The organism is Bradyrhizobium sp. USDA 4451 (assembly GCF_054822585.1).
In genome coordinates this window covers 5,159,517-5,177,176 of the sequence record NZ_JBTRCH010000001.1, presented here as the reverse complement: position 1 = coordinate 5,177,176, position 17,660 = coordinate 5,159,517, and the positions used below count along the sequence as shown (strand labels likewise).

Sequence of the window (17,660 nt, the reverse complement as noted above, 5' to 3'; positions counted from 1 at the left end):
CTTCCGGTTGGGCGCATCAGATCAGCAGCAGCAGCCTGAGCGCGAAATACAGCCACATCGCCGCCAGCACCAGCACGCCGGCGAACCAGGCGAGCGAGCGCGGCCGCACGTCGTTCGAGGTGACGAACACGCCGGCATGGGCGAACCGCGTCACCACGAACACCCAGGACATCAGCACGATGAACAGATCGGCACGGCGCAGCGGCAGCGCAATGGCGATCAGGACATAGAACAGCACCGGCAGCTCGAACTGGTTGGCAAAGCAGTTGCCGAGCTGGGTCGCCCGCGCCGGCCAGTTCGGCTCGCGCAGCGCGATATCGGCCATTTTGATCTCGCCGCTCGCCAGCGTCCGCGTGCGCAACGTCGCCATCCCGAACAAGAGCGCGAAGGTGAGCCCAATCTGGATCAAGACCGGCAACAGAACCATTTGAACAGACATCAGAATCTCCTCAGCCCTCTTAGCCGCCGAAGCGGCCCAATACAATGAAGCGTACGCGGTAACCCATTGAACCATCACCCTAGCCCAGGTGACCAACTCCCAGGACCAATGGCGGTTTCAGTACTTGACGGATGACGCAATGAGCATCGTCACCCCGATCTTCGACGGCGCGGCGCTGGCGGCCGCAACTCTCGGCGATCTCGCCGGCTCCCTGCTCCAGGCGATCGATCCCGCAGCCGGCTGGTTCGACGACGCGGCCGATGGCGGGCTCGGCATGGTGATGTCGGGGCTGGCCGGCATCGCCGCGGCGCTCCTGGTCGCGATCCTGCTCTCGGTCTATTTCCGCACCGGCTATCGCTCGACGCGCGACATCGTCAGGCACTCCTTCGCCACGGCGCTGGTGCTCGGCCTGCTCGGCTTTGCCGTCTACGATATGCGGCACGACATGCGCGATTATTTCGGACCGAGCGCGGCGCCCTCGGACGCGCGAACCAATCTGCCCAACACCGGCCTGTTCGGAAGCCGCAGGAGCCCGCCGGCCGCCCCCACGCGCGCGATCAAGACGTTCGCGATCTAGCGCCACGCCCACACCTCGTTCAAACAAGACATCAAACAACCCATCAAACAGAGCAGCGAACAAGTCGTCGAAAACGTCATCGTTCCGACTTCGCGCCGACCTATGCTCCGGGCGAAAGGATCGATCCATGGCCCAGTTTCGCCTGACGCAAATCTCCGACACCCACCTTGCGCGCCGCTTCACGCCGCTGATCGACAATTTTCATCGCGTCGGCGAACACATCGACGCGACGCGGCCCGATCTCGTGCTCAACTCCGGCGACGTCTCGTTCGACGGGCCGACCAGCCGCGACGATCTGGCGTTCGCCAAGCAATTGCACAACGCGCTGCCGGTCGATTGCCTGTATCTGCCGGGCAATCACGACATCGGCGACAACCCGAGCGCGGTCGGCCCCGCGCCGGCACAGCTGCCGACCGAAGAAACCTGCGGCGCCTTCACCTCGGTGCTCGGCGAGGATCGCTGGCATTTCGACGCCGCCGGCTGGTGCTTCATCGGGCTCAATTCGCTGATCATGAACACCGGCCTCGACAGCGAGGCCGAGCAGTTCGACTGGCTGGCAAGCGCGCTCGACAAGGCGGTCGGCAGGCCGGTGGCGCTGTTCGTGCACAAGCCGCTCTATCTCGACCTGCCCTACGACGCCGAACGCGTCGAGACCTCGTTCCGCTACGTGCCGCAGCCGGCGCGGCGGCGCCTGATCGAGATGTTCGGCAAGGTCGATTGGCGGCTGGTCGGCAGCGGCCATGTGCACCAGCGCCGCGACTACACGTTCGAGCATGTCAGGCACGTCTGGGCGCCCTCGACCGGCTTCATCATCTCCGACGCACGGCAGGAACCGATCGGCGTCAAGGAAGTCGGCCTCGTCGAGTACCGCTTCCAGCCCGACAGCTTCGAGGTCCGTCACGTCAGAGCGAAAGGCCAGGTCGACGTCGATCTGGATACGCTGCTCGGCAAAGAGCCGGCCTGAGCGGTGACGGCAGGCACCACCGTCATTGCGAGCCACCCGGTCGGCGCGAAGCGCCGCCGGATGACAGGCTCCGCGACGCAATCCATCGCTCCGCAAGCGGAAAGATGGATTGCTTCGTCGCTATCGCTCCTCGCAATGACGTGGAGAGAGCAGAGCGCACCAGTTCCGATTGAGGGCGTCAGCTTCGCGCCGCGTCGTTCAGGTCCCGCTTGATGACGGTGAGCAGCGCCTGCAGCGAGTCCTTGTTCGGTTGCGGCGCCGCCGGCGCGGGCCGCGTGCGCGGCATCTGCCGCGTGAAGCGAACCGGCTCAACGGCCGGCTCCTCCTCCTCGACGAATTTTCCATGCAGGACGTCGTCGCGGCGGCCCATGACGAACATCGTCGCCCAATAGCCGACGGCGAGGAGAATGACCCCGGAAACAATGACTTCAAAAACCATGGCTACACCTGAAATATAGCCATATTGAATCAACTGCTGCGGGTCTGCGTCAAGCAAATGGGGGCCAAAAGGCCCCCAAAACCCCGCCAATGTGGCGTTTTTGATACTTTGTTGCGCGGAATGGGAGCCCAAACGCGCCCGGCTCACGCCTTGTCCGGCCCGACCCGCACCAGCTGCTTGCCGAAATTGGCGCCCTTGAGCAGGCCCATGAAGGCCTCCGGCGCGCTGTCCAGCCCCTCGGTCACGAACTCCTTGTACTTGACCTTGCCCTCGCGCACCCACTGCGACATGTCGCGGAGGAAGTCGCCATGCATCGCGGCGAAATCGCTGACGATGAAGCCGCGGAAGGTCAGCCGCTTGGTCAGGATGTTGCGCATCATCGCGCCGGCCCATTTCGGCGCGTGCGCTTCGGTGTCGTTGTAATGCGCGATCAGGCCGCAGACCGGGATGCGCGCGAACGCATTGAGCAGCGGAAACACCGCGTCGAACACCGCGCCGCCGACATTCTCGAAATAGACGTCGATGCCCTTCGGGCAGGCTTCCTTGAGCTTGGCCGCCAGATGGGGATCGCGATGGTCGAGGCACTCGTCGAAGCCGAGCTCGTTCTTGACGTAGGCGCATTTGTCCTTGCCGCCGGCAATGCCGATCGCCCGCGCGCCCTTGATCTTGGCGATCTGGCCGACCGCCGAGCCGACCGCGCCGGACGCGGCCGCGACCACCACCGTCTCGCCGGCCTGCGGCTTGCCGATCTCGAGCAGGCCGGTATAGGCGGTCATGCCGGGCATCCCGAGCACACCGACCGCGGTCGAGATCGGCGCGAGCTTGGGATCGATCTTGGCAAGGCCCTTGCCGTCCGAGATCGCATGGGTCTGCCAGCCGGCGCGCGACAGCACGATGTCGCCCTTGGCAAAGCCGGGATTGTTCGACGCGATCACTTCGCTCACCGTGCCGCCTTCCATCACGCCGCCGACCGGCACCGGTGCGGCATAGGACGGACCGTCGGCCATGCGGCCGCGCATATAGGGATCGAGCGACAGCCAGATGGTGCGCAGCAGCACCTCGCCCGCGCCTGGTGTCGGCGGCGTGTAGTCCTCGAGCCTGAAATTGGCCGGCGTGGGCTCGCCATGCGGGCGCGAAGCCAGAACGATGCGCTTACCTTGGGACATGATTTCCTCTTGAGATGATTGGTTCGTGGCGCACACGTAGGCATGCAATCCGCCTCCCCGCAAGGGAGATGGATTTTGTTCTGATGCGCGCGGTGTTTGAAATTCTGTTTGAAATGACGGCCGTCATTCCGGGGCGTGCGAAGCACGAGCCCGGAATCCATTTATCCACCAACGCTGCGTGCCGATGGATTCCGGGCTCGGTCCTACGGACCGCCCCGGAATGACGGTGATAGACTTACACCCCGCCCGGATAGTTCGGGGCTTCCCGGGTGATGGTCACGTCGTGGACGTGGCTTTCGCGCAGGCCGGCGCCGGTGATGCGGACAAACTCGGCCTTGCCGTGGAAATCCGTGATGTCCTTGGCGCCGACATAGCCCATCGCCGCGCGGAGGCCGCCGGCGAGCTGGTGCATCACGTTGCCGACCGGGCCCTTGTAGGGCACCTGGCCCTCGATGCCTTCGGGGACGAGCTTCAGCGTGTCCTTGATGTCCTGCTGGAAGTAGCGGTCGGCCGAGCCGCGCGCCATTGCGCCGACCGAGCCCATGCCGCGATAGGCCTTGTAGGAGCGGCCCTGCCACAGGAACACTTCGCCCGGCGTCTCGTCGGTGCCGGCGAGCAGCGAGCCGACCATCGCGATATCGGCGCCGGCGGCGAGCGCCTTGGCGAGGTCGCCGGAATATTTGATGCCGCCGTCGGCGATGACAGGCACGTCGGCCTTCTTCGCCGCCGCCACCGCATCCATGATCGCGGTGAGCTGCGGCACGCCGACGCCGGCGACGATGCGGGTGGTGCAGATCGAGCCCGGGCCGATGCCGACCTTGATGCAGTCGGCGCCGGCATCGATCAGCGCCTGCGCGCCGCCTTCGGTCGCAACATTGCCGGCCACGACCTGCACGGCATTGGAGAGCCGCTTGATGCGGTTGACGGCATTAAGCACATGCCGCGAGTGGCCGTGTGCGGTGTCGACCACGACAACGTCGACGCCGGCATCGATCAGCCGTTCGGTGCGTTCATAGCCGGTCTCGCCGACCGTGGTGGCGGCAGCGACGCGCAGCCGGCCGTGCTCATCCTTGCAGGCGAGCGGATGCGCCACCGCCTTCTCGATGTCCTTCACCGTGATCAGGCCGACGCAGCGATATTGGTCGTCGACGACCAGGAGCTTCTCGATGCGATGCTTGTGCAGCATCCGCTTCGCCTCGTCCTGACCGACGCCCTCGCGCACCGTGACGAGGTTCTCATGCGTCATCAGCTCCGAGACCTTCTGCCTGGGGTCGCTGGCGAAACGCACGTCGCGGTTGGTCAGGATGCCGACCAGCTTGCCGGGCACATTCTTGGCGGCGCCGGTGACGACCGGAATGCCGGAGATGCCGTTCTCCTTCATCAGCGCCAGCGCGTCGGCCAAGGTGGCGTCGGGGCCGATGGTCAGCGGGTTGACCACCATGCCGGATTCGAACTTCTTGACCTGCCGGACCTGCGCGGCCTGGCCCTCGGGATCGAAGTTGCGATGGATGACGCCGAGGCCGCCGGCCTGCGCCATCGCGATCGCCATACGCGCTTCGGTGACGGTGTCCATCGCGGACGCCATGATCGGGATGTTGAGCTGGATCGCGCGGGTGACGCGCGAGCGGATATCGACTTCCGAGGGAAGGACGTCGGACAGACCGGGCTTCAGAAGCACATCGTCGAACGTGAAGGCTTCTCGGATAGCCGGAAATCCCGTGGCCATTGCCAACTCCTTATCTGCGGCCCAGCCGCGATGGTCTTACGGATGAACGCCGCCTGCGGCGACGCTCACTGCGTCACCGTCGAATCGGCGCCCATCGGTGGGGTTGACGCTGGTCGATAGCATGGCGGCATGACGAATCAAAGCGTTTGCCAGCCATGCACAGGCCTTTTTGCAGGCCGATTCAGGGGACCCTGTAACCGGGCGGCGGCCCGTGGCGGCGGATCGCCTCGACCATCTCGCGGTGGCGCCGGTCCTCTCGCTTCATGTGGACCGCGATCACCGCATGGACCGACGGCACCAGCAGCAAGACGTGGAAAAACAGCCCGAAAATCGCGCAAAACACGATCAGGACCAGATTGAAGATGGCCGAAAACGGCTGTCCGTTCAGGAGCAGCCCGATCGGCGGCAAGAGAGCGGCTAGGACGTAAATCACGGCGGACACCTCCAACGCGGGCGGATGCATACCAGCGTCACGCAGGATTTAGGGCGTTTGGCCGGTTCCGCAATAGCGTGCCCGCGGACAGGATGATATGGCCCCCTCGCCCGCCTTTTTCAGCACGGCTGTCCTATTTTGATGAACAAGCAACGCCTGATCCCGCTCATCGTGGCCACCGCCCTGTTCATGGAAAACATGGACTCCACGGTGATTGCGACCTCGCTGCCGGCGATCGCCGCCGATATCGGCACCAGCCCCCTGACGCTGAAGCTTGCGATCACCTCCTATCTGCTGTCGCTTGCGGTGTTCATCCCGGCAAGCGGCTGGACCGCCGACCGCTTCGGCGCCCGCATCGTGTTTGCCGGCGCGGTCGCCGTCTTCATGCTGGGCTCGATCGGCTGCGCGCTGTCGGGCTCGGTGACCGATTTCGTGTTCGCCCGCATCCTGCAGGGCCTCGGCGGAGCGATGATGACGCCGGTCGGGCGGCTGGTGCTGCTGCGCTCGGTCGACAAGAGCGCGCTGGTCAACGCGATGGCCTGGGTGACGGTGCCGGCGCTGATCGGCCCGGTGATCGGGCCGCCGCTCGGCGGCTTCATCACCACCTATTTCTCCTGGCACTGGATCTTCCTGATCAACATCCCGATCGGGCTGCTCGGCATCTTCCTGGCGCTGAAATACATCGACCCGATCAAGAGCGAGGACCCCGAGCGCTTCGATCTGATGGGGCTGGTGCTGGCCGGCATCGGCCTTGCCGGCATCGCCTTCGGACTGTCGGTCGCGGGCCTCAATTTGCTGCCGTGGCCGATCGTCGCCGCGCTGGTCGGGGTCGGCACGATCTCGATGACGCTCTATGTCCTGCACGCGCGGCGCACCGGCTCGCCGGTGCTCGATTTCGGGCTGCTGCGGCTGCCGACCATGCGGGCGTCGATCGTCGGCGGCTTCATGTTCCGGCTCGGCATCGGCGCGCTGCCGTTCCTGTTGCCGCTGTTGATGCAGGTCGGCTTCGGCCTGTCGCCGTTCCAGTCCGGCCTCGTCACCTTTGCGTCGGCGGTCGGCGCCATGGGCATGAAGACGCTGGCGGCGCGCATCATCAAGGCCTTCGGCTTCCGCAACATGATGACGGTCAACGCGGTGGTGAGTTCGGCCTTCCTCGCCGCCTGCGCCCTGTTCACGATCTCGACACCGCTGATGCTGATCTTCACCATCCTGGTGGTCGGCGGCTTCTTCCGCTCGCTGCAATTCACCGCGATCAACACCGTCGCTTATGCGGAAGTCGAGGCGCCGCAGATGAGCCGGGCCACGACGCTGGTCAGTGTCAACCAGCAGCTCGCGGTGTCCGCCGGCGTCGCGGTCGGCGCGTTCTCGGTCGAGACCACGCTGGCGCTGCACCACGCGACCGAGCTGTCCGCCGACGTGTTCGCGCCGGCCTTCATCGTGGTGTCGCTGATCTCGGCGGCCTCGGCCTGGTTCTTCTGGCAGATGCCGGCCGACGCCGGCAACGAGATCGCCGGCCGCAAGGCGATCGATATCTCGAGCCGCAAGGGCGCCGAGAAGCGCGCCGCCGCCGACGCAGTCAAGGCCGCGACCGAGGACACCCAGAACGCCAGGGATCAGCGGCTGGGGTGAGGACGGTTAGCTCCGTCATTGCAATGACGAGGTGCGCGCTCGATCTATCACCGTCATCCTGAGGAGCCGCGTAGCGCCGTCTCGAAGGATGCACGGCCAACAGCCGGGCCGCGCACCCTTCGAGATGCGCTTCGCGCTCCCCAGGGTGACGGTCACGACGTTCCTATCGATGACGGCTGTTGCCTGCGAAACCCGGTCGCCACCACTTCGCATTCGCAAGACTCCAGCCGGCCTCGCTCAAGCATTGTTGAACGGGCCGTCGAAACCATGCCGGCTTTGCGGGGTAGTGCCGCGTGGTCCCTCAGGAGCGCGCCCGATGAACTCAATCGAATACACCAAGAGCAAGGTTCCCGAAGTCACGCTGGTGTTCTGGATCATCAAGATCGCCGCGACCACGCTCGGCGAGACCGGCGGCGATACCGTCACGATGACGCTGAACTGGGGTTACCTGGCGGGGACGATGCTGTTCCTGTTCGTACTCGTGGCGCTGGTCGCGGCGCAGATCGCCGCAAAGGCGTTTCAGCCGATGCTGTACTGGGCCACGATCGTCGCGTCGACGACGTTCGGCACCACCATGGCCGATTTCGCCGATCGCTCGCTCGGCATCGGCTATGCCGGCGGATCGACGCTGCTGCTCTGCCTGCTGCTGCTCACGCTCGGCCTCTGGTACTGGTCGCTCGGCTCGATCTCGGTCAACACCGTGAGCAGGCCGCGGGTCGAGGCGCTGTACTGGACCGCGATCACGTTCTCGCAGACGCTCGGCACCGCGCTCGGCGACTGGATCGCCGATTCCACCGGGCTCGGCTACGAGGGCGGCGCACTGGTGTTCGGCGTCGCGCTGGCCGCGATCGCGGCAGCCTATTACTGGACCGCGATCTCGCGGGTGACGCTGTTCTGGCTGGCCTTCATCCTGTCGCGGCCGCTCGGCGCCACGGTCGGCGACTTCCTCGACAAGCCGGTCAGCGACGGCGGCCTCGCGCTGAGCCGCCCGATCGCCTCCGCGGTTCTCGCGATCTTCATCATCGTCTGTGTGCTGGTGCTGCCGCAGCGCGCCGGATCGCACCCGGCGCCGGCCAGCACGGCGGCGTGACCAGGGGACAGGTCAACGTCTCGCGGCGCGAAACCCGGTCGCCAGCACGTAGCGCTCGGACGAATCCTGACGGCTGGCCGCCGGCTTGACGTGGCGGACGGTGGCGAAATCGCGCTTCAGCTGCGCCACCAGCTCGGCGTCGGCGCCGCTCTGAAACACTTTTGCCAGGAACGTGCCGCCGGGGTTGAGCACCTCGCCGGCGAAATGCGCCGCGGTCTCGACCAGGCCGATGATGCGGAGCTGATCGGTCTTGCGATGGCCGGTGGTGTTGGCCGCCATGTCGGACATCACGAAATCGGCGCGGCCGCCCATCATCGCGATCAGCTTCTCGGGCGCGTCATGGTCGAGGAAATCGAGCTGCGCGAAGGTGACGCCGGGGATCTCGCCCATCTCCAGCAGATCGATCGCGACCACCTTGCCCTTGCCGTCGGCGGCGCCGGTGCGCTTCGCCGCGATCTGGCTCCAGCCGCCGGGCGCGGCGCCGAGATCGACCACCGTCATGCCGGGCTTGAGCAGGCGATATTTGTCATCGATCTCGAGCAGCTTGAAGGCCGCGCGCGAGCGATAGCCCATCGCCTTGGCCTTGGCGACATAGGGGTCGTTAAGCTGGCGCTCCAGCCAGAGTTTTGACGACAATTTGCGCTTGCCGCCGCTCTTGACCGTGACGTGCAGCCGCCCGGTGGTGTCTTTCGCCATTTCATTTTCTCTTCTCCCTCGCCCCGCTCTTGCGGGGAGAGGGTTGGGGTGAGGGGCTGCTTCCGCAATGAAGGTGAGAGATGCGCTCGTGGAGAGTCCCCCTCACCCGGATTGCATTGACATGCAACGTAGCCGAAGCTTCGCTTCGGCGTCCACTTAGGGGACGGCCGCCGTAGGCGGCCTAGGCCTCTCCCCGCAAGCGGGGCGAGGCAAGAGAAGCCCTAGCACGCCCGCAGCGCGCCGTCCTCGCGCATCATCTCGACCAGCATGCCCTCGCGCAGGCCGCGATCGGCGACGCGGAGCCGCGGCATCGGGAACGCGTTGCGGATCGCATCGAGGATCGCGCAGCCGGCGAGCACCAGGTCGGCCCGCTCGACGCTGATGCAGCTGTTGCTGACGCGCGCCTCATAGCTCATGCCGAGCAATTTCTGGATCGTGGCGGTGACGTCGGCATCCTCCATCCAGATGCCGTCGATGCGGCGGCGATCGTAGCGCGACAGATTGAGGAAGACGCCGGCGAGCGTGGTCACGGTGCCCGAGGTGCCGAGCATGTGCATGTCGCGCAGGTCCCGGCCGTGCTCGGCCGCGAACGGCGCGACGTGGCGGGCGACCTCGTCGATCATCTGCGCGTAGAGATCGCGGGTCACGTTCCTGCCGCCGAAATGTTCGGCCAGCGTGACGACCCCGAGCGGGATCGACATCCACGCCTTGATGCGCGGCGGCGCATCGGGCGCGTTGGGATCGCGCTCGATCCGCACCAGCTCGGTCGAGCCGCCGCCGATGTCGAACAGGATAGCGCCCCGCCCCTTCGGGTCGAGCAGCGGCGAGCATCCGATCACGGCCAGCGTCGCCTCGGTCTCGCGATCGATCACCTCGAGCTCGATGCCCGTCGCGGCCGCGACGCGCGCGCGAAAACTCTCGGCATTGCCGGCGGCGCGGCAGGCCTCGGTGGCGATCAGCCGCAGCCGGCGCGCCTTGCGGTAGCGGATCTTGTCGCTGCAGATGGCGAGCGCGGCAATCGCCCGCTCGATCGCCGCCTCGCTGATCGAGCCGGTCGCAGCGATACCCTCGCCAAGCCGGATGATCCGCGAGAACGAGTCGACCACGCGGAACCCGTCGCCAGTGGGACAGGCAATCAGGAGCCGGCAATTGTTGGTGCCAAGATCGAGCGCGGCGTAGACGCCATTATCCGCGGCGGCCGCAACCAACCCTGACGGGGCTTCGCCGGCCGGGGGGCCGTCGCAAAGCCGCACATGGTCGTTCATCAAAACTGTCTTTCCGCAGGACCCCCGGAGCAATCCACCGGGAGCAATCCGTGGGCCCGCCGAATAATTGTCGTTCACGGAAACTTTAGCAGCGTCAAAGCCCTGCGCAAACTCCGTTCACATTGGCTCCATGCCCAATCGGGCGTTGTCGTTAAGGGGGGTGTGCGTTATCCCGTCTGCGCCCCCAAACGCCACCAAATCCGGGCATTTCAGGTCATTTTCGATGCAAGATCATACGCCGCCAGCCTCCCTCGAAAACACTATCGCACTGCAAAAATACGGTGTCGGACAGCCTGTTCGACGAAAGGAGGACGACACCCTGGTGCGCGGCAAGGGCAAATACACCGACGATTTCTCCCTGCCGGGCCAGGCCTATTGCTGGATGGTCCGCTCCTCCCATGCCCATGGGATCATCAAGGGGATCGACACCGAGGCCGCCAGGGCGATGCCGGGCGTGCTCGGGGTGTGGACCGGCGCCGACCTCGCGGCCGCCGGCTACAACCCCTTCACCTGCGGCCTGCCGCTGAAGAACCGCGACGGCTCTCCGCTCAAGCAAACCAACCGCCCGGCGCTGGTCACCGACAAGGTGCGCTTCGTCGGCGATCCCGTGGCCTTCGTGGTGGCCGAGACCGCCGCGCAGGCGCGTGACGCGGCCGAGGCTGTCGAGGTCGATATCGAGCCGCTGCCGGCGGTGACCGATGCGGCCGAAGCCGCTAAATCCGGCGCGCCGCAGCTCTATGACGACATCCCCAACAACGTCGCGCTCGACTACCACTATGGCGACACGGCCAAGATCGAAGCCGCGTTCGCCGCCGCCGCGCACGTCACAAAACTCGACATCGTCAACACCCGCGTCGCCGTGGTCTCGATGGAGCCGCGCGTCGCACTCGCGCATTACGACAAGAAGACCGAACGCTTCACGTTGCAGGTGCCGACCCAGGGCGTCTCCGGCAACAAGGCGATCCTGGCCCGCCTGCTCAACGTGCCCGCCGACAAGGTCCGCATCCTCACCGGCAATGTCGGCGGCTCGTTCGGGATGAAGAACCTCAACTATCCCGAATACACCTGCATCGCGCATGCCGCGCGCGAGCTGGGTCGCCCGGTGAAGTGGCTCGACGAGCGCTCCACCAGCTTCCTGTCCGACAGCCAGGGCCGCGCGCAGCTGATCCATGCCGAGCTCGCGCTCGACGCCGACGGCAAGTTCCTCGCGGTGCGGCTCTCCGGCTACGGCAATCTCGGCGCCTACATCACCGGCGTCGCGCCGGGCCCGCTGTCGCTCAACACCGGCAAGAACCTCGCCAGCGTCTACCGCACGCCGCTGCTCGGCGTCGACATCAAGACGGTCTTGACCAACACCACGCTGATGGGCGCCTATCGCGGCGCCGGCCGGCCCGAGGCCAATTACTACATGGAGCGGCTGATCGACGCCGCTGCCGACGAGATGGGCATCAACCGCTTCACCTTGCGCAAGCGCAATTTCATCAAGCCCTCGCAACTGCCGTTCCCAGCCGCCTCCGGCGTCACCTATGACAGCGGCGACTTCGCCGGCGTGTTCCAGAAGGCGCTGGAGATCTCCGATTACGAGAATTTCGCCAAGCGCAAGAAGGAGAGCAGGAAGAGCGGCAGACTGCGCGGCATCGCGGTGGGCTCGTATCTCGAGGTCACCGCGCCGCCGTCCGGCGAGCTCGGCAAGATCACCTTCGAGCCCGACGGTTCGGTGAAGCTCACCACCGGCACGCTCGATTACGGCCAGGGCCACGCCACGCCGTTCGCGCAGGTGCTGTCCGACCAGCTCGGCGTGCCCTTCGAGAAGATCACGCTCGAACAGGGCGACAGCGATCTCGTGCGGTTCGGCAACGGCACCGGCGGCTCGCGCTCGATCACCGCGACCGGACAGGCGATCGTCGAGGCCGCGGCACTCGTGGTCGAGAAGGGCAAGAAGGCCGCCGCGCACATCCTGGAGGCCTCCGAGGCCGACATCGAATTCGGCGCCGGCCGCTTCACCATCGCCGGCACCGACCGCTCGATCGGCATCATGGAGCTCGCCGAGCGGATGCGCGCCGGCAAGATGCCCGAGGGCACGCCGGACACGCTCGACGTCGATCACGCCACCAAAGAGACCGCGTCGACCTTCCCGAACGGCTGCCATGTCGCGGAGGTCGAGATCGATCCCGAGACTGGGGTGACGCGGATCGTGCGCTACTCCGCGGTCAACGATTTCGGCGTCGTGGTCAATCCGATGATCGTCGCCGGCCAATTGCATGGCGGCGTCGCGCAAGGCATCGGCCAGGCGCTGATGGAGGAAGTCAGCTACGACGCCTCCGGCCAGCCGATCACCGGCTCGTTCATGGACTACGCGCTGCCGCGCGCCGGCGACGTGCCGTCGATGCAGGTCGGCGATCACCCCTCGCCGGCGAAATCCAATCCGCTCGGCACCAAGGGCTGCGGCGAAGCCGGCTGCGCCGGCAGCCTGGTCTGCATCGTCAACGCGGTGGTCGACGCGCTGTCGGAGTACGGCATCAAGCACATCAACATGCCGCTGACGCCGGAGCGGGTCTGGCGCGCGATCCAGGACGCCAAGGCGAAGGCGGCGTAAGGGCGCGTTGCTGTCGCCACTATCCTCCGCTGTCACCACCCGCGAAGGCGGGTGGTCCAGTATTCCGGAGACAGCAGCTGTTGAGCCGAGAGGCCGCGGCGTACTGGATACCCCGCCTGCGCGGGGTATGACACCGTTGGTGCGGAGGGGCCTTGCCCCTTCCTGCTACGCCGCGGCCTGCTCGCGCGGCTGGGTGATCGCGATGTGCCAGCAATGCGCCAGCGGCACGCCGTTGCCGAGCACCAGCGCGTCGAGCTCGACGAAGCGATGGCCCTTCTTGTCGTAATTGCCGATCACCTTGGCGCGCGCCGTCAGCTCGTCGCCGATCTTGCCGGCTGAGAGCAGCTGCATCCTTGTGCCGACATGGATCCACGGCCCGAGGATCGCATTGTCGACCAGTACCTTGTTCATCACCCGCGGCAACAGGCCGGGATGGCCGAGGCCTTCGCGCAGATAGATCGGGTCGGTCTCCCTGATATCGGCAAGATAGTCCTTCGCGGCATCGCCGGACCAGTCGCGTGGGATGGTGCCGAGCCATTTGCCCTCTTCATAGGACGACGCGCTGACCGGCTTGCGTTCGGCGACCGCGGCGACCTGCTTATAATCGTCGAGCGCAAATTTCGGCGCTGACGCCGGCAGCGATGCGGTGCCGGTGGCGCAGAGCTCGGCGCGGCTATGGAGCTCGATCGTGAGCCCGTTGCCGGTCTCCCGGCCGGTCAATTCGGCGATCTCGCCGTCATAGACCGGCTTGACGAAGCGCGCCTCGATCAGGCCGCGTTCGAGGAAATCGCGGCCCCATCTCTCGACCGGCAGGTGCATCATGTAGGCCATCACGTCGACGCCGGGCACCAGCCCGCCGGAAAAGCCGAATTTTTTCGCAACCGTGTCGTCGTGGATCTTATTCTCCGAGAGCTTTGACGTGTTGTGCGCCTCGACGCGGTAGGTCAGCGAAGCCTTCGAATCCATCGGGTTTCCCCTTATTTCGGTGGTTTTTCTCGGGCAATCGTAGTCGAACCGGGCACCGAGACAAGTCTCTCGTTCTGCTCGCAATTTTCCGCCCGATGGAGTACACGCAGGCCGCGCTCTCCAACTCTTGAATCGATGACTGAAACCCCTGTTCCCACCCGCATTTATGTCGATGCCGACGCCTGTCCGGTGAAGGACGAGATCTATCGCGTCGCGATCCGGCTCGGCGTGCCGGTCAGCGTAGTCGCCGGCAATTTCATCCGCGTGCCGCAGGATCCGCTGATCGAGCGCATCGCCGCCGGTTCGGGCATGGACGCCGCCGACGACTGGATCGCGGAACGCGCGCATGCGGGCGATATCGTGATCACCGCGGACATTCCGCTGGCGAGCCGCTGCGTCAAGGCCGGCGCCGATGTGATCGCGCCAAATGGAAAACCGTTCACGGAACAGTCGATCGGCATGACCTTGGCGATGCGCAATCTAATGACCGATCTGCGTTCGTCGGGCGAGATCACCGGCGGCCCGAAATCCTACTCGCCGCGCGACCGCTCGACATTCCTGTCCGCGCTCGACCAGACCATCCGCCGCATCCAGCGCCGCCGCGCCGAGCAGGCGTCGGCGAACGGGGGTTAGCGATGGCTCCGCCTCCTCTCATCCAGCTCAAGGACATCAGCCTGACCTTCGGCGGCACGCCGCTATTGACCGGCGTCGAGCTGTCGGTCTCCGCGGGCGAGCGCGTCTGCCTGATCGGCCGCAACGGCTCCGGCAAATCGACGCTGCTGCGGATCGCGGCCGGGCTGGTCGAGCCCGATGCCGGCAGCCGCTTCGTGCAGCCCGGCGCCACCATCCGCTATCTGCCGCAGGAGCCTGATTTCGGGGAGCACAAGACGACGCTGGCCTATGTCGAGGCCGGGCTTGGTCCCGGCGACGACCACTACCAGGCGCGCTATCTGCTCGAACAGCTTGGTCTCAGCGGCGAGGAAGACCCGGCGCATGTCTCCGGCGGCGAGGCGCGCCGCGCCGCGCTGGCACGGGTGCTGGCGCCCTCGCCCGATATTTTGCTGCTGGACGAGCCGACCAACCATCTCGACCTGCCGACCATCGAATGGCTCGAGGGCGAATTGGAGAGCCGGCGCTGTGCGCTGGTGCTGATCAGCCACGACCGCCGCTTCCTCACCAATCTGTCGCGCTCGACCGCCTGGCTCGACCGCGGCCGGATCCGGCAGATCGAGCGCGGCTTCGGCGCCTTCGAGGAATGGCGCGACGAGGTGCTGGCGGAGGAAGAGCGCGAGCAGCACAAGCTCGACCGCAAGATCGTCAACGAGGAACACTGGCTGCGCTACGGCGTCTCCGGCCGCCGCAAGCGCAACGTCAAGCGGCTCGGCAACCTGCATGCGCTGCGCGACCAGCGCCGCAATTATCGCGGCGCCACCGGCAACGCCACGCTGGCCGCCGCCGAGGCCGACAAATCCGGCCGCCTGGTGATCGAGGCCAAGAACATCGCCAAGGCCTTCGGCGAGCGCAAGATCGTCGACGGCTTCTCGACCAGGATCCAGCGCGGCGACCGCGTCGGCATCGTCGGTCCCAACGGCGCCGGCAAGACCACGCTGGTGCATCTTCTGATCGGCAACGATCCGCCGGATTCCGGCTCGGTGCGGCTGGGCGCCAATATCGAGATGGCGACGCTCGATCAGCATCGCGAGAGCCTCGATCCGAAGCTGACCTTGGCCGAGGCGTTGACCGGCGGCCGCGGCGATCATGTGATGGTCGGTGACAAGTCGAAGCACGTGATCGGCTACATGAAAGACTTCCTGTTCGCGCAGGAGCAGCGCGGCACGCCGCTGGAGGCGCTCTCCGGCGGCGAGCGCGGCCGGCTGATGCTGGCCCGCGCATTGGCCAAGCCGTCGAACCTCCTGATCCTGGACGAGCCGACCAACGACCTCGATCTCGAAACCCTCGATGTGCTCGAGGACATGCTCGGCGACTACGAAGGCACGGTGATCCTGATCAGCCACGACCGCGACTTCCTCGACCGCGTGGTGACGTCGGTGGTGGTGCCCGAAGGCCAGGGACGCTGGATCGAATATGCCGGCGGCTATTCCGACATGCTGGCGCAGCGCGGCGCCGACGTGAAGCGGGAGACGGTGAAGGCGGACGCCCCGGCCGAAGAGAAGAAGGAAGCGAGGGCCGCAGCACCCGAAGCCGCGCCACGGCGCCGGCTGAGCTTCAACGAGAAGCACGCGCTGGAGACGCTGCCGAAGACGATCGACAGGCTGCATGCCGAGATCGCCAAGCAGCAGAAGCTGCTCGACGATCCCGATCTTTATGCGAAGGATCGCAAGACATTCGACACCGCGTCGGCCGCGATCGCCAAGGCGCAGCAAGAGCTCGCCGCCGCCGAAGACCGCTGGCTCGAGCTCGAAGTGCTGCGCGAAGAGATCGAACAGGCGTAAGCGCAATGTCCCCAGTCGTCATTGCGAGGAGCGGAGCGACGAAGCAATCCATCCTTCCGCATATGCGGCCCGATGGATTGCTTCGCTTCGCTCGCAATGACGAAAACTGAATGGAGTAGCCCATGACCACGCCCCTCGCCGCCAAGATCGCCAAGGACTACGGCACGCCCTGCGCCGTGATCGACATGGACCGGGTCGAGCGCAACATCGCGCGCATCCAGAAAGCCTGCGACGAGGCCGGTGTCGCCAACCGGCCGCATATCAAGACCCACAAGAACCCGATGCTGGCGCAGCTCCAGATCAAGGCCGGCGCCAAGGGGATCACCTGCCAGAAGCTCGGCGAAGCCGAGATCATGGCGGATAGCGGCATCGATAACATCCTGATCAGCTACAATCTGCTCGGCGACGAGAAGATGGCGCGGCTCGGCGCGCTGCAAGCCAAGGCCAACGTCACCGTCGCGGCGGATAATTCCGTCGTGGTCGCCGACCTGCCGAAGGCCGCAGCCGCCTCGGGGCGTCCGCTCTCGGTCGTGGTCGAATGCGACACCGGCCGCAAGCGCGCCGGCGTCGAGACCCCGCGTGAGGCGATCTCGCTGGCGCGCGAGATCGCGGCCTCCAAGGGTCTGACTTTCGCGGGCTTCATGCTGTACCCGACCGAGACCGGCTGGGCCGATGCGCAGACATTCTACGACGAGGCGCTGGCCGGCGTGCGCGCCCACGGCCTCGATGCAACAATCGTGTCCACCGGCGGCACGCCGAACCTGAAGAATCTCGGCAGGCTGAAAGGCGGCACCGAGCATCGCTTCGGCACTTACATTTACAACGACCGCATGCAGGTCGCGGCCGGCGTCGCGAGCTGGGACGATTGCGCGCTGCATATCTATTCCACCGTGGTCAGCCGCGCCGGCCCCGAGCGCGGCATCCTCGATGCCGGCTCCAAGACGCTGACCTCGGACACCGGCGGCCTCGAGGGCCACGGCCTGATCCTGGAACATCCCGAGGCCAAGATCGCGCGCTTCGCCGAGGAGCACGGCTTCCTCGACCTCTCCCGCAGCAACACCCGGCCTGACGTCGGCGACGTCGTGCGCATCGTGCCCAACCACGTCTGCGTCGTCGTCAACATGATGGACGAGGTCGTGATGGTGCGCGGCGACGAGATCATCGGCGCGTTGCCGGTGACCGCAAGGGGCAAGCTGCGCTGACTGATCGCCCGCGCATCCT

General features: G+C 66.1%; 16 protein-coding genes. 8 read left to right on the top strand and 8 right to left on the bottom strand.

All coding sequences use genetic code 11. From position 1 onward, the window contains the following. Positions 1-16: 16 nt before the first annotated feature. Positions 17-439: an MAPEG family protein gene (locus ACVMB0_RS23665; protein WP_461347840.1), complete on the bottom strand. Its 423-nt coding sequence runs from the start codon at positions 437-439 to the stop codon at positions 17-19. Positions 440-578: 139 nt separating this feature from the next. Between ACVMB0_RS23665 and ACVMB0_RS23660 the strand changes: the two genes are divergently transcribed. Next, positions 579-1,016, top strand: coding sequence for a hypothetical protein (locus tag ACVMB0_RS23660; protein WP_461347839.1), 438 nt, complete (start codon positions 579-581; stop codon positions 1,014-1,016). A 127-nt stretch (positions 1,017-1,143) separates the two neighbouring features. After that, complete coding sequence (locus ACVMB0_RS23655) at positions 1,144-1,980, top strand: metallophosphoesterase family protein (protein WP_461347838.1); 837 nt, start codon at positions 1,144-1,146, stop codon at positions 1,978-1,980. 178 nt (positions 1,981-2,158) lie between these two features. On the opposite strand, the gene ACVMB0_RS23650 is transcribed toward ACVMB0_RS23655, so the two are convergent. The 4 genes from ACVMB0_RS23650 to ACVMB0_RS23635 all read right to left on the bottom strand — a co-directional run bounded on the left by ACVMB0_RS23650 (position 2,159) and on the right by ACVMB0_RS23635 (position 5,744). Next, complete coding sequence (locus ACVMB0_RS23650; RefSeq protein ID WP_461347837.1) at positions 2,159-2,419, bottom strand: hypothetical protein; 261 nt, start codon at positions 2,417-2,419, stop codon at positions 2,159-2,161. Between the two features lie 143 nt (positions 2,420-2,562). Continuing rightward, entirely contained in the window at positions 2,563-3,585 is a 1,023-nt protein-coding gene (locus tag ACVMB0_RS23645; protein ID WP_461347836.1) for an NADP-dependent oxidoreductase, read from the bottom strand. Positions 3,586-3,820: 235 nt separating this feature from the next. Continuing rightward, positions 3,821-5,311, bottom strand: coding sequence for an IMP dehydrogenase (gene guaB, locus ACVMB0_RS23640; RefSeq protein WP_456755308.1), 1,491 nt, complete (start codon positions 5,309-5,311; stop codon positions 3,821-3,823). Between the two features lie 181 nt (positions 5,312-5,492). Continuing rightward, positions 5,493-5,744 (bottom strand): hypothetical protein, encoded by a 252-nt coding sequence (locus ACVMB0_RS23635; RefSeq protein WP_456756561.1) that lies wholly within the window; start codon positions 5,742-5,744, stop codon positions 5,493-5,495. Between the two features lie 141 nt (positions 5,745-5,885). Between ACVMB0_RS23635 and ACVMB0_RS23630 the strand changes: the two genes are divergently transcribed. Both ACVMB0_RS23630 and ACVMB0_RS23625 read left to right on the top strand, forming a co-directional pair. Next, the gene (locus ACVMB0_RS23630) at positions 5,886-7,373 is read left to right on the top strand and encodes an MFS transporter (RefSeq protein ID WP_456755309.1); all 1,488 of its coding nucleotides are present in this window, start codon (positions 5,886-5,888) and stop codon (positions 7,371-7,373) included. Between the two features lie 316 nt (positions 7,374-7,689). Beyond that, positions 7,690-8,463, top strand: coding sequence for a COG4705 family protein (locus ACVMB0_RS23625; RefSeq protein ID WP_461347835.1), 774 nt, complete (start codon positions 7,690-7,692; stop codon positions 8,461-8,463). Between the two features lie 12 nt (positions 8,464-8,475). Here ACVMB0_RS23625 and ACVMB0_RS23620 read toward each other — a convergent pair whose 3' ends face one another. Continuing rightward, complete coding sequence (locus ACVMB0_RS23620; RefSeq protein WP_456755311.1) at positions 8,476-9,159, bottom strand: RlmE family RNA methyltransferase; 684 nt, start codon at positions 9,157-9,159, stop codon at positions 8,476-8,478. Between the two features lie 221 nt (positions 9,160-9,380). Further along, positions 9,381-10,424: a Ppx/GppA phosphatase family protein gene (locus ACVMB0_RS23615; protein ID WP_456755312.1), complete on the bottom strand. Its 1,044-nt coding sequence runs from the start codon at positions 10,422-10,424 to the stop codon at positions 9,381-9,383. A 223-nt stretch (positions 10,425-10,647) separates the two neighbouring features. Here ACVMB0_RS23615 and ACVMB0_RS23610 point away from each other — a divergent pair, with 223 nt between their 5' ends. Continuing rightward, a complete protein-coding gene (locus tag ACVMB0_RS23610; protein ID WP_461347834.1) occupies positions 10,648-13,020 on the top strand; it encodes a xanthine dehydrogenase family protein molybdopterin-binding subunit in 2,373 nt (790 codons plus the stop codon). Between the two features lie 165 nt (positions 13,021-13,185). On the opposite strand, the gene ACVMB0_RS23605 is transcribed toward ACVMB0_RS23610, so the two are convergent. Next, a complete protein-coding gene (locus tag ACVMB0_RS23605; protein ID WP_456755314.1) occupies positions 13,186-13,986 on the bottom strand; it encodes a hypothetical protein in 801 nt (266 codons plus the stop codon). 135 nt (positions 13,987-14,121) lie between these two features. Here ACVMB0_RS23605 and ACVMB0_RS23600 point away from each other — a divergent pair, with 135 nt between their 5' ends. From ACVMB0_RS23600 to ACVMB0_RS23590, 3 genes are all read left to right on the top strand, one after another. Further along, positions 14,122-14,619, top strand: a complete 498-nt coding sequence (locus ACVMB0_RS23600; RefSeq protein ID WP_461347833.1) for a YaiI/YqxD family protein — start codon at positions 14,122-14,124, stop codon at positions 14,617-14,619. Positions 14,620-14,621: 2 nt separating this feature from the next. Continuing rightward, positions 14,622-16,439, top strand: a complete 1,818-nt coding sequence (locus ACVMB0_RS23595) for an ABC-F family ATP-binding cassette domain-containing protein (protein WP_461347832.1) — start codon at positions 14,622-14,624, stop codon at positions 16,437-16,439. 122 nt (positions 16,440-16,561) lie between these two features. After that, the gene (locus ACVMB0_RS23590) at positions 16,562-17,641 is read left to right on the top strand and encodes a D-TA family PLP-dependent enzyme (protein ID WP_461347831.1); all 1,080 of its coding nucleotides are present in this window, start codon (positions 16,562-16,564) and stop codon (positions 17,639-17,641) included. Positions 17,642-17,660 lie beyond the last annotated feature (19 nt).

Bases quoted from the DNA above. Each gene is read 5' to 3' on its own strand.
- ACVMB0_RS23665 (WP_461347840.1), bottom strand. From the start codon at position 439: ATGTCTGTTCAAATGGTTCTGTTGCCGGTCTTGATCCAGATTGGGCTC.
- ACVMB0_RS23660 (WP_461347839.1), top strand. From the start codon at position 579: ATGAGCATCGTCACCCCGATCTTCGACGGCGCGGCGCTGGCGGCCGCA.
- ACVMB0_RS23655 (WP_461347838.1), top strand. From the start codon at position 1,144: ATGGCCCAGTTTCGCCTGACGCAAATCTCCGACACCCACCTTGCGCGC.
- ACVMB0_RS23650 (WP_461347837.1), bottom strand. From the start codon at position 2,419: ATGGTTTTTGAAGTCATTGTTTCCGGGGTCATTCTCCTCGCCGTCGGC.
- ACVMB0_RS23645 (WP_461347836.1), bottom strand. From the start codon at position 3,585: ATGTCCCAAGGTAAGCGCATCGTTCTGGCTTCGCGCCCGCATGGCGAG.
- guaB (WP_456755308.1), bottom strand. From the start codon at position 5,311: ATGGCCACGGGATTTCCGGCTATCCGAGAAGCCTTCACGTTCGACGAT.
- ACVMB0_RS23630 (WP_456755309.1), top strand. From the start codon at position 5,886: ATGAACAAGCAACGCCTGATCCCGCTCATCGTGGCCACCGCCCTGTTC.
- ACVMB0_RS23625 (WP_461347835.1), top strand. From the start codon at position 7,690: ATGAACTCAATCGAATACACCAAGAGCAAGGTTCCCGAAGTCACGCTG.
- ACVMB0_RS23620 (WP_456755311.1), bottom strand. From the start codon at position 9,159: ATGGCGAAAGACACCACCGGGCGGCTGCACGTCACGGTCAAGAGCGGC.
- ACVMB0_RS23615 (WP_456755312.1), bottom strand. From the start codon at position 10,424: ATGAACGACCATGTGCGGCTTTGCGACGGCCCCCCGGCCGGCGAAGCC.
- ACVMB0_RS23610 (WP_461347834.1), top strand. From the start codon at position 10,648: ATGCAAGATCATACGCCGCCAGCCTCCCTCGAAAACACTATCGCACTG.
- ACVMB0_RS23605 (WP_456755314.1), bottom strand. From the start codon at position 13,986: ATGGATTCGAAGGCTTCGCTGACCTACCGCGTCGAGGCGCACAACACG.
- ACVMB0_RS23600 (WP_461347833.1), top strand. From the start codon at position 14,122: ATGACTGAAACCCCTGTTCCCACCCGCATTTATGTCGATGCCGACGCC.
- ACVMB0_RS23595 (WP_461347832.1), top strand. From the start codon at position 14,622: ATGGCTCCGCCTCCTCTCATCCAGCTCAAGGACATCAGCCTGACCTTC.
- ACVMB0_RS23590 (WP_461347831.1), top strand. From the start codon at position 16,562: ATGACCACGCCCCTCGCCGCCAAGATCGCCAAGGACTACGGCACGCCC.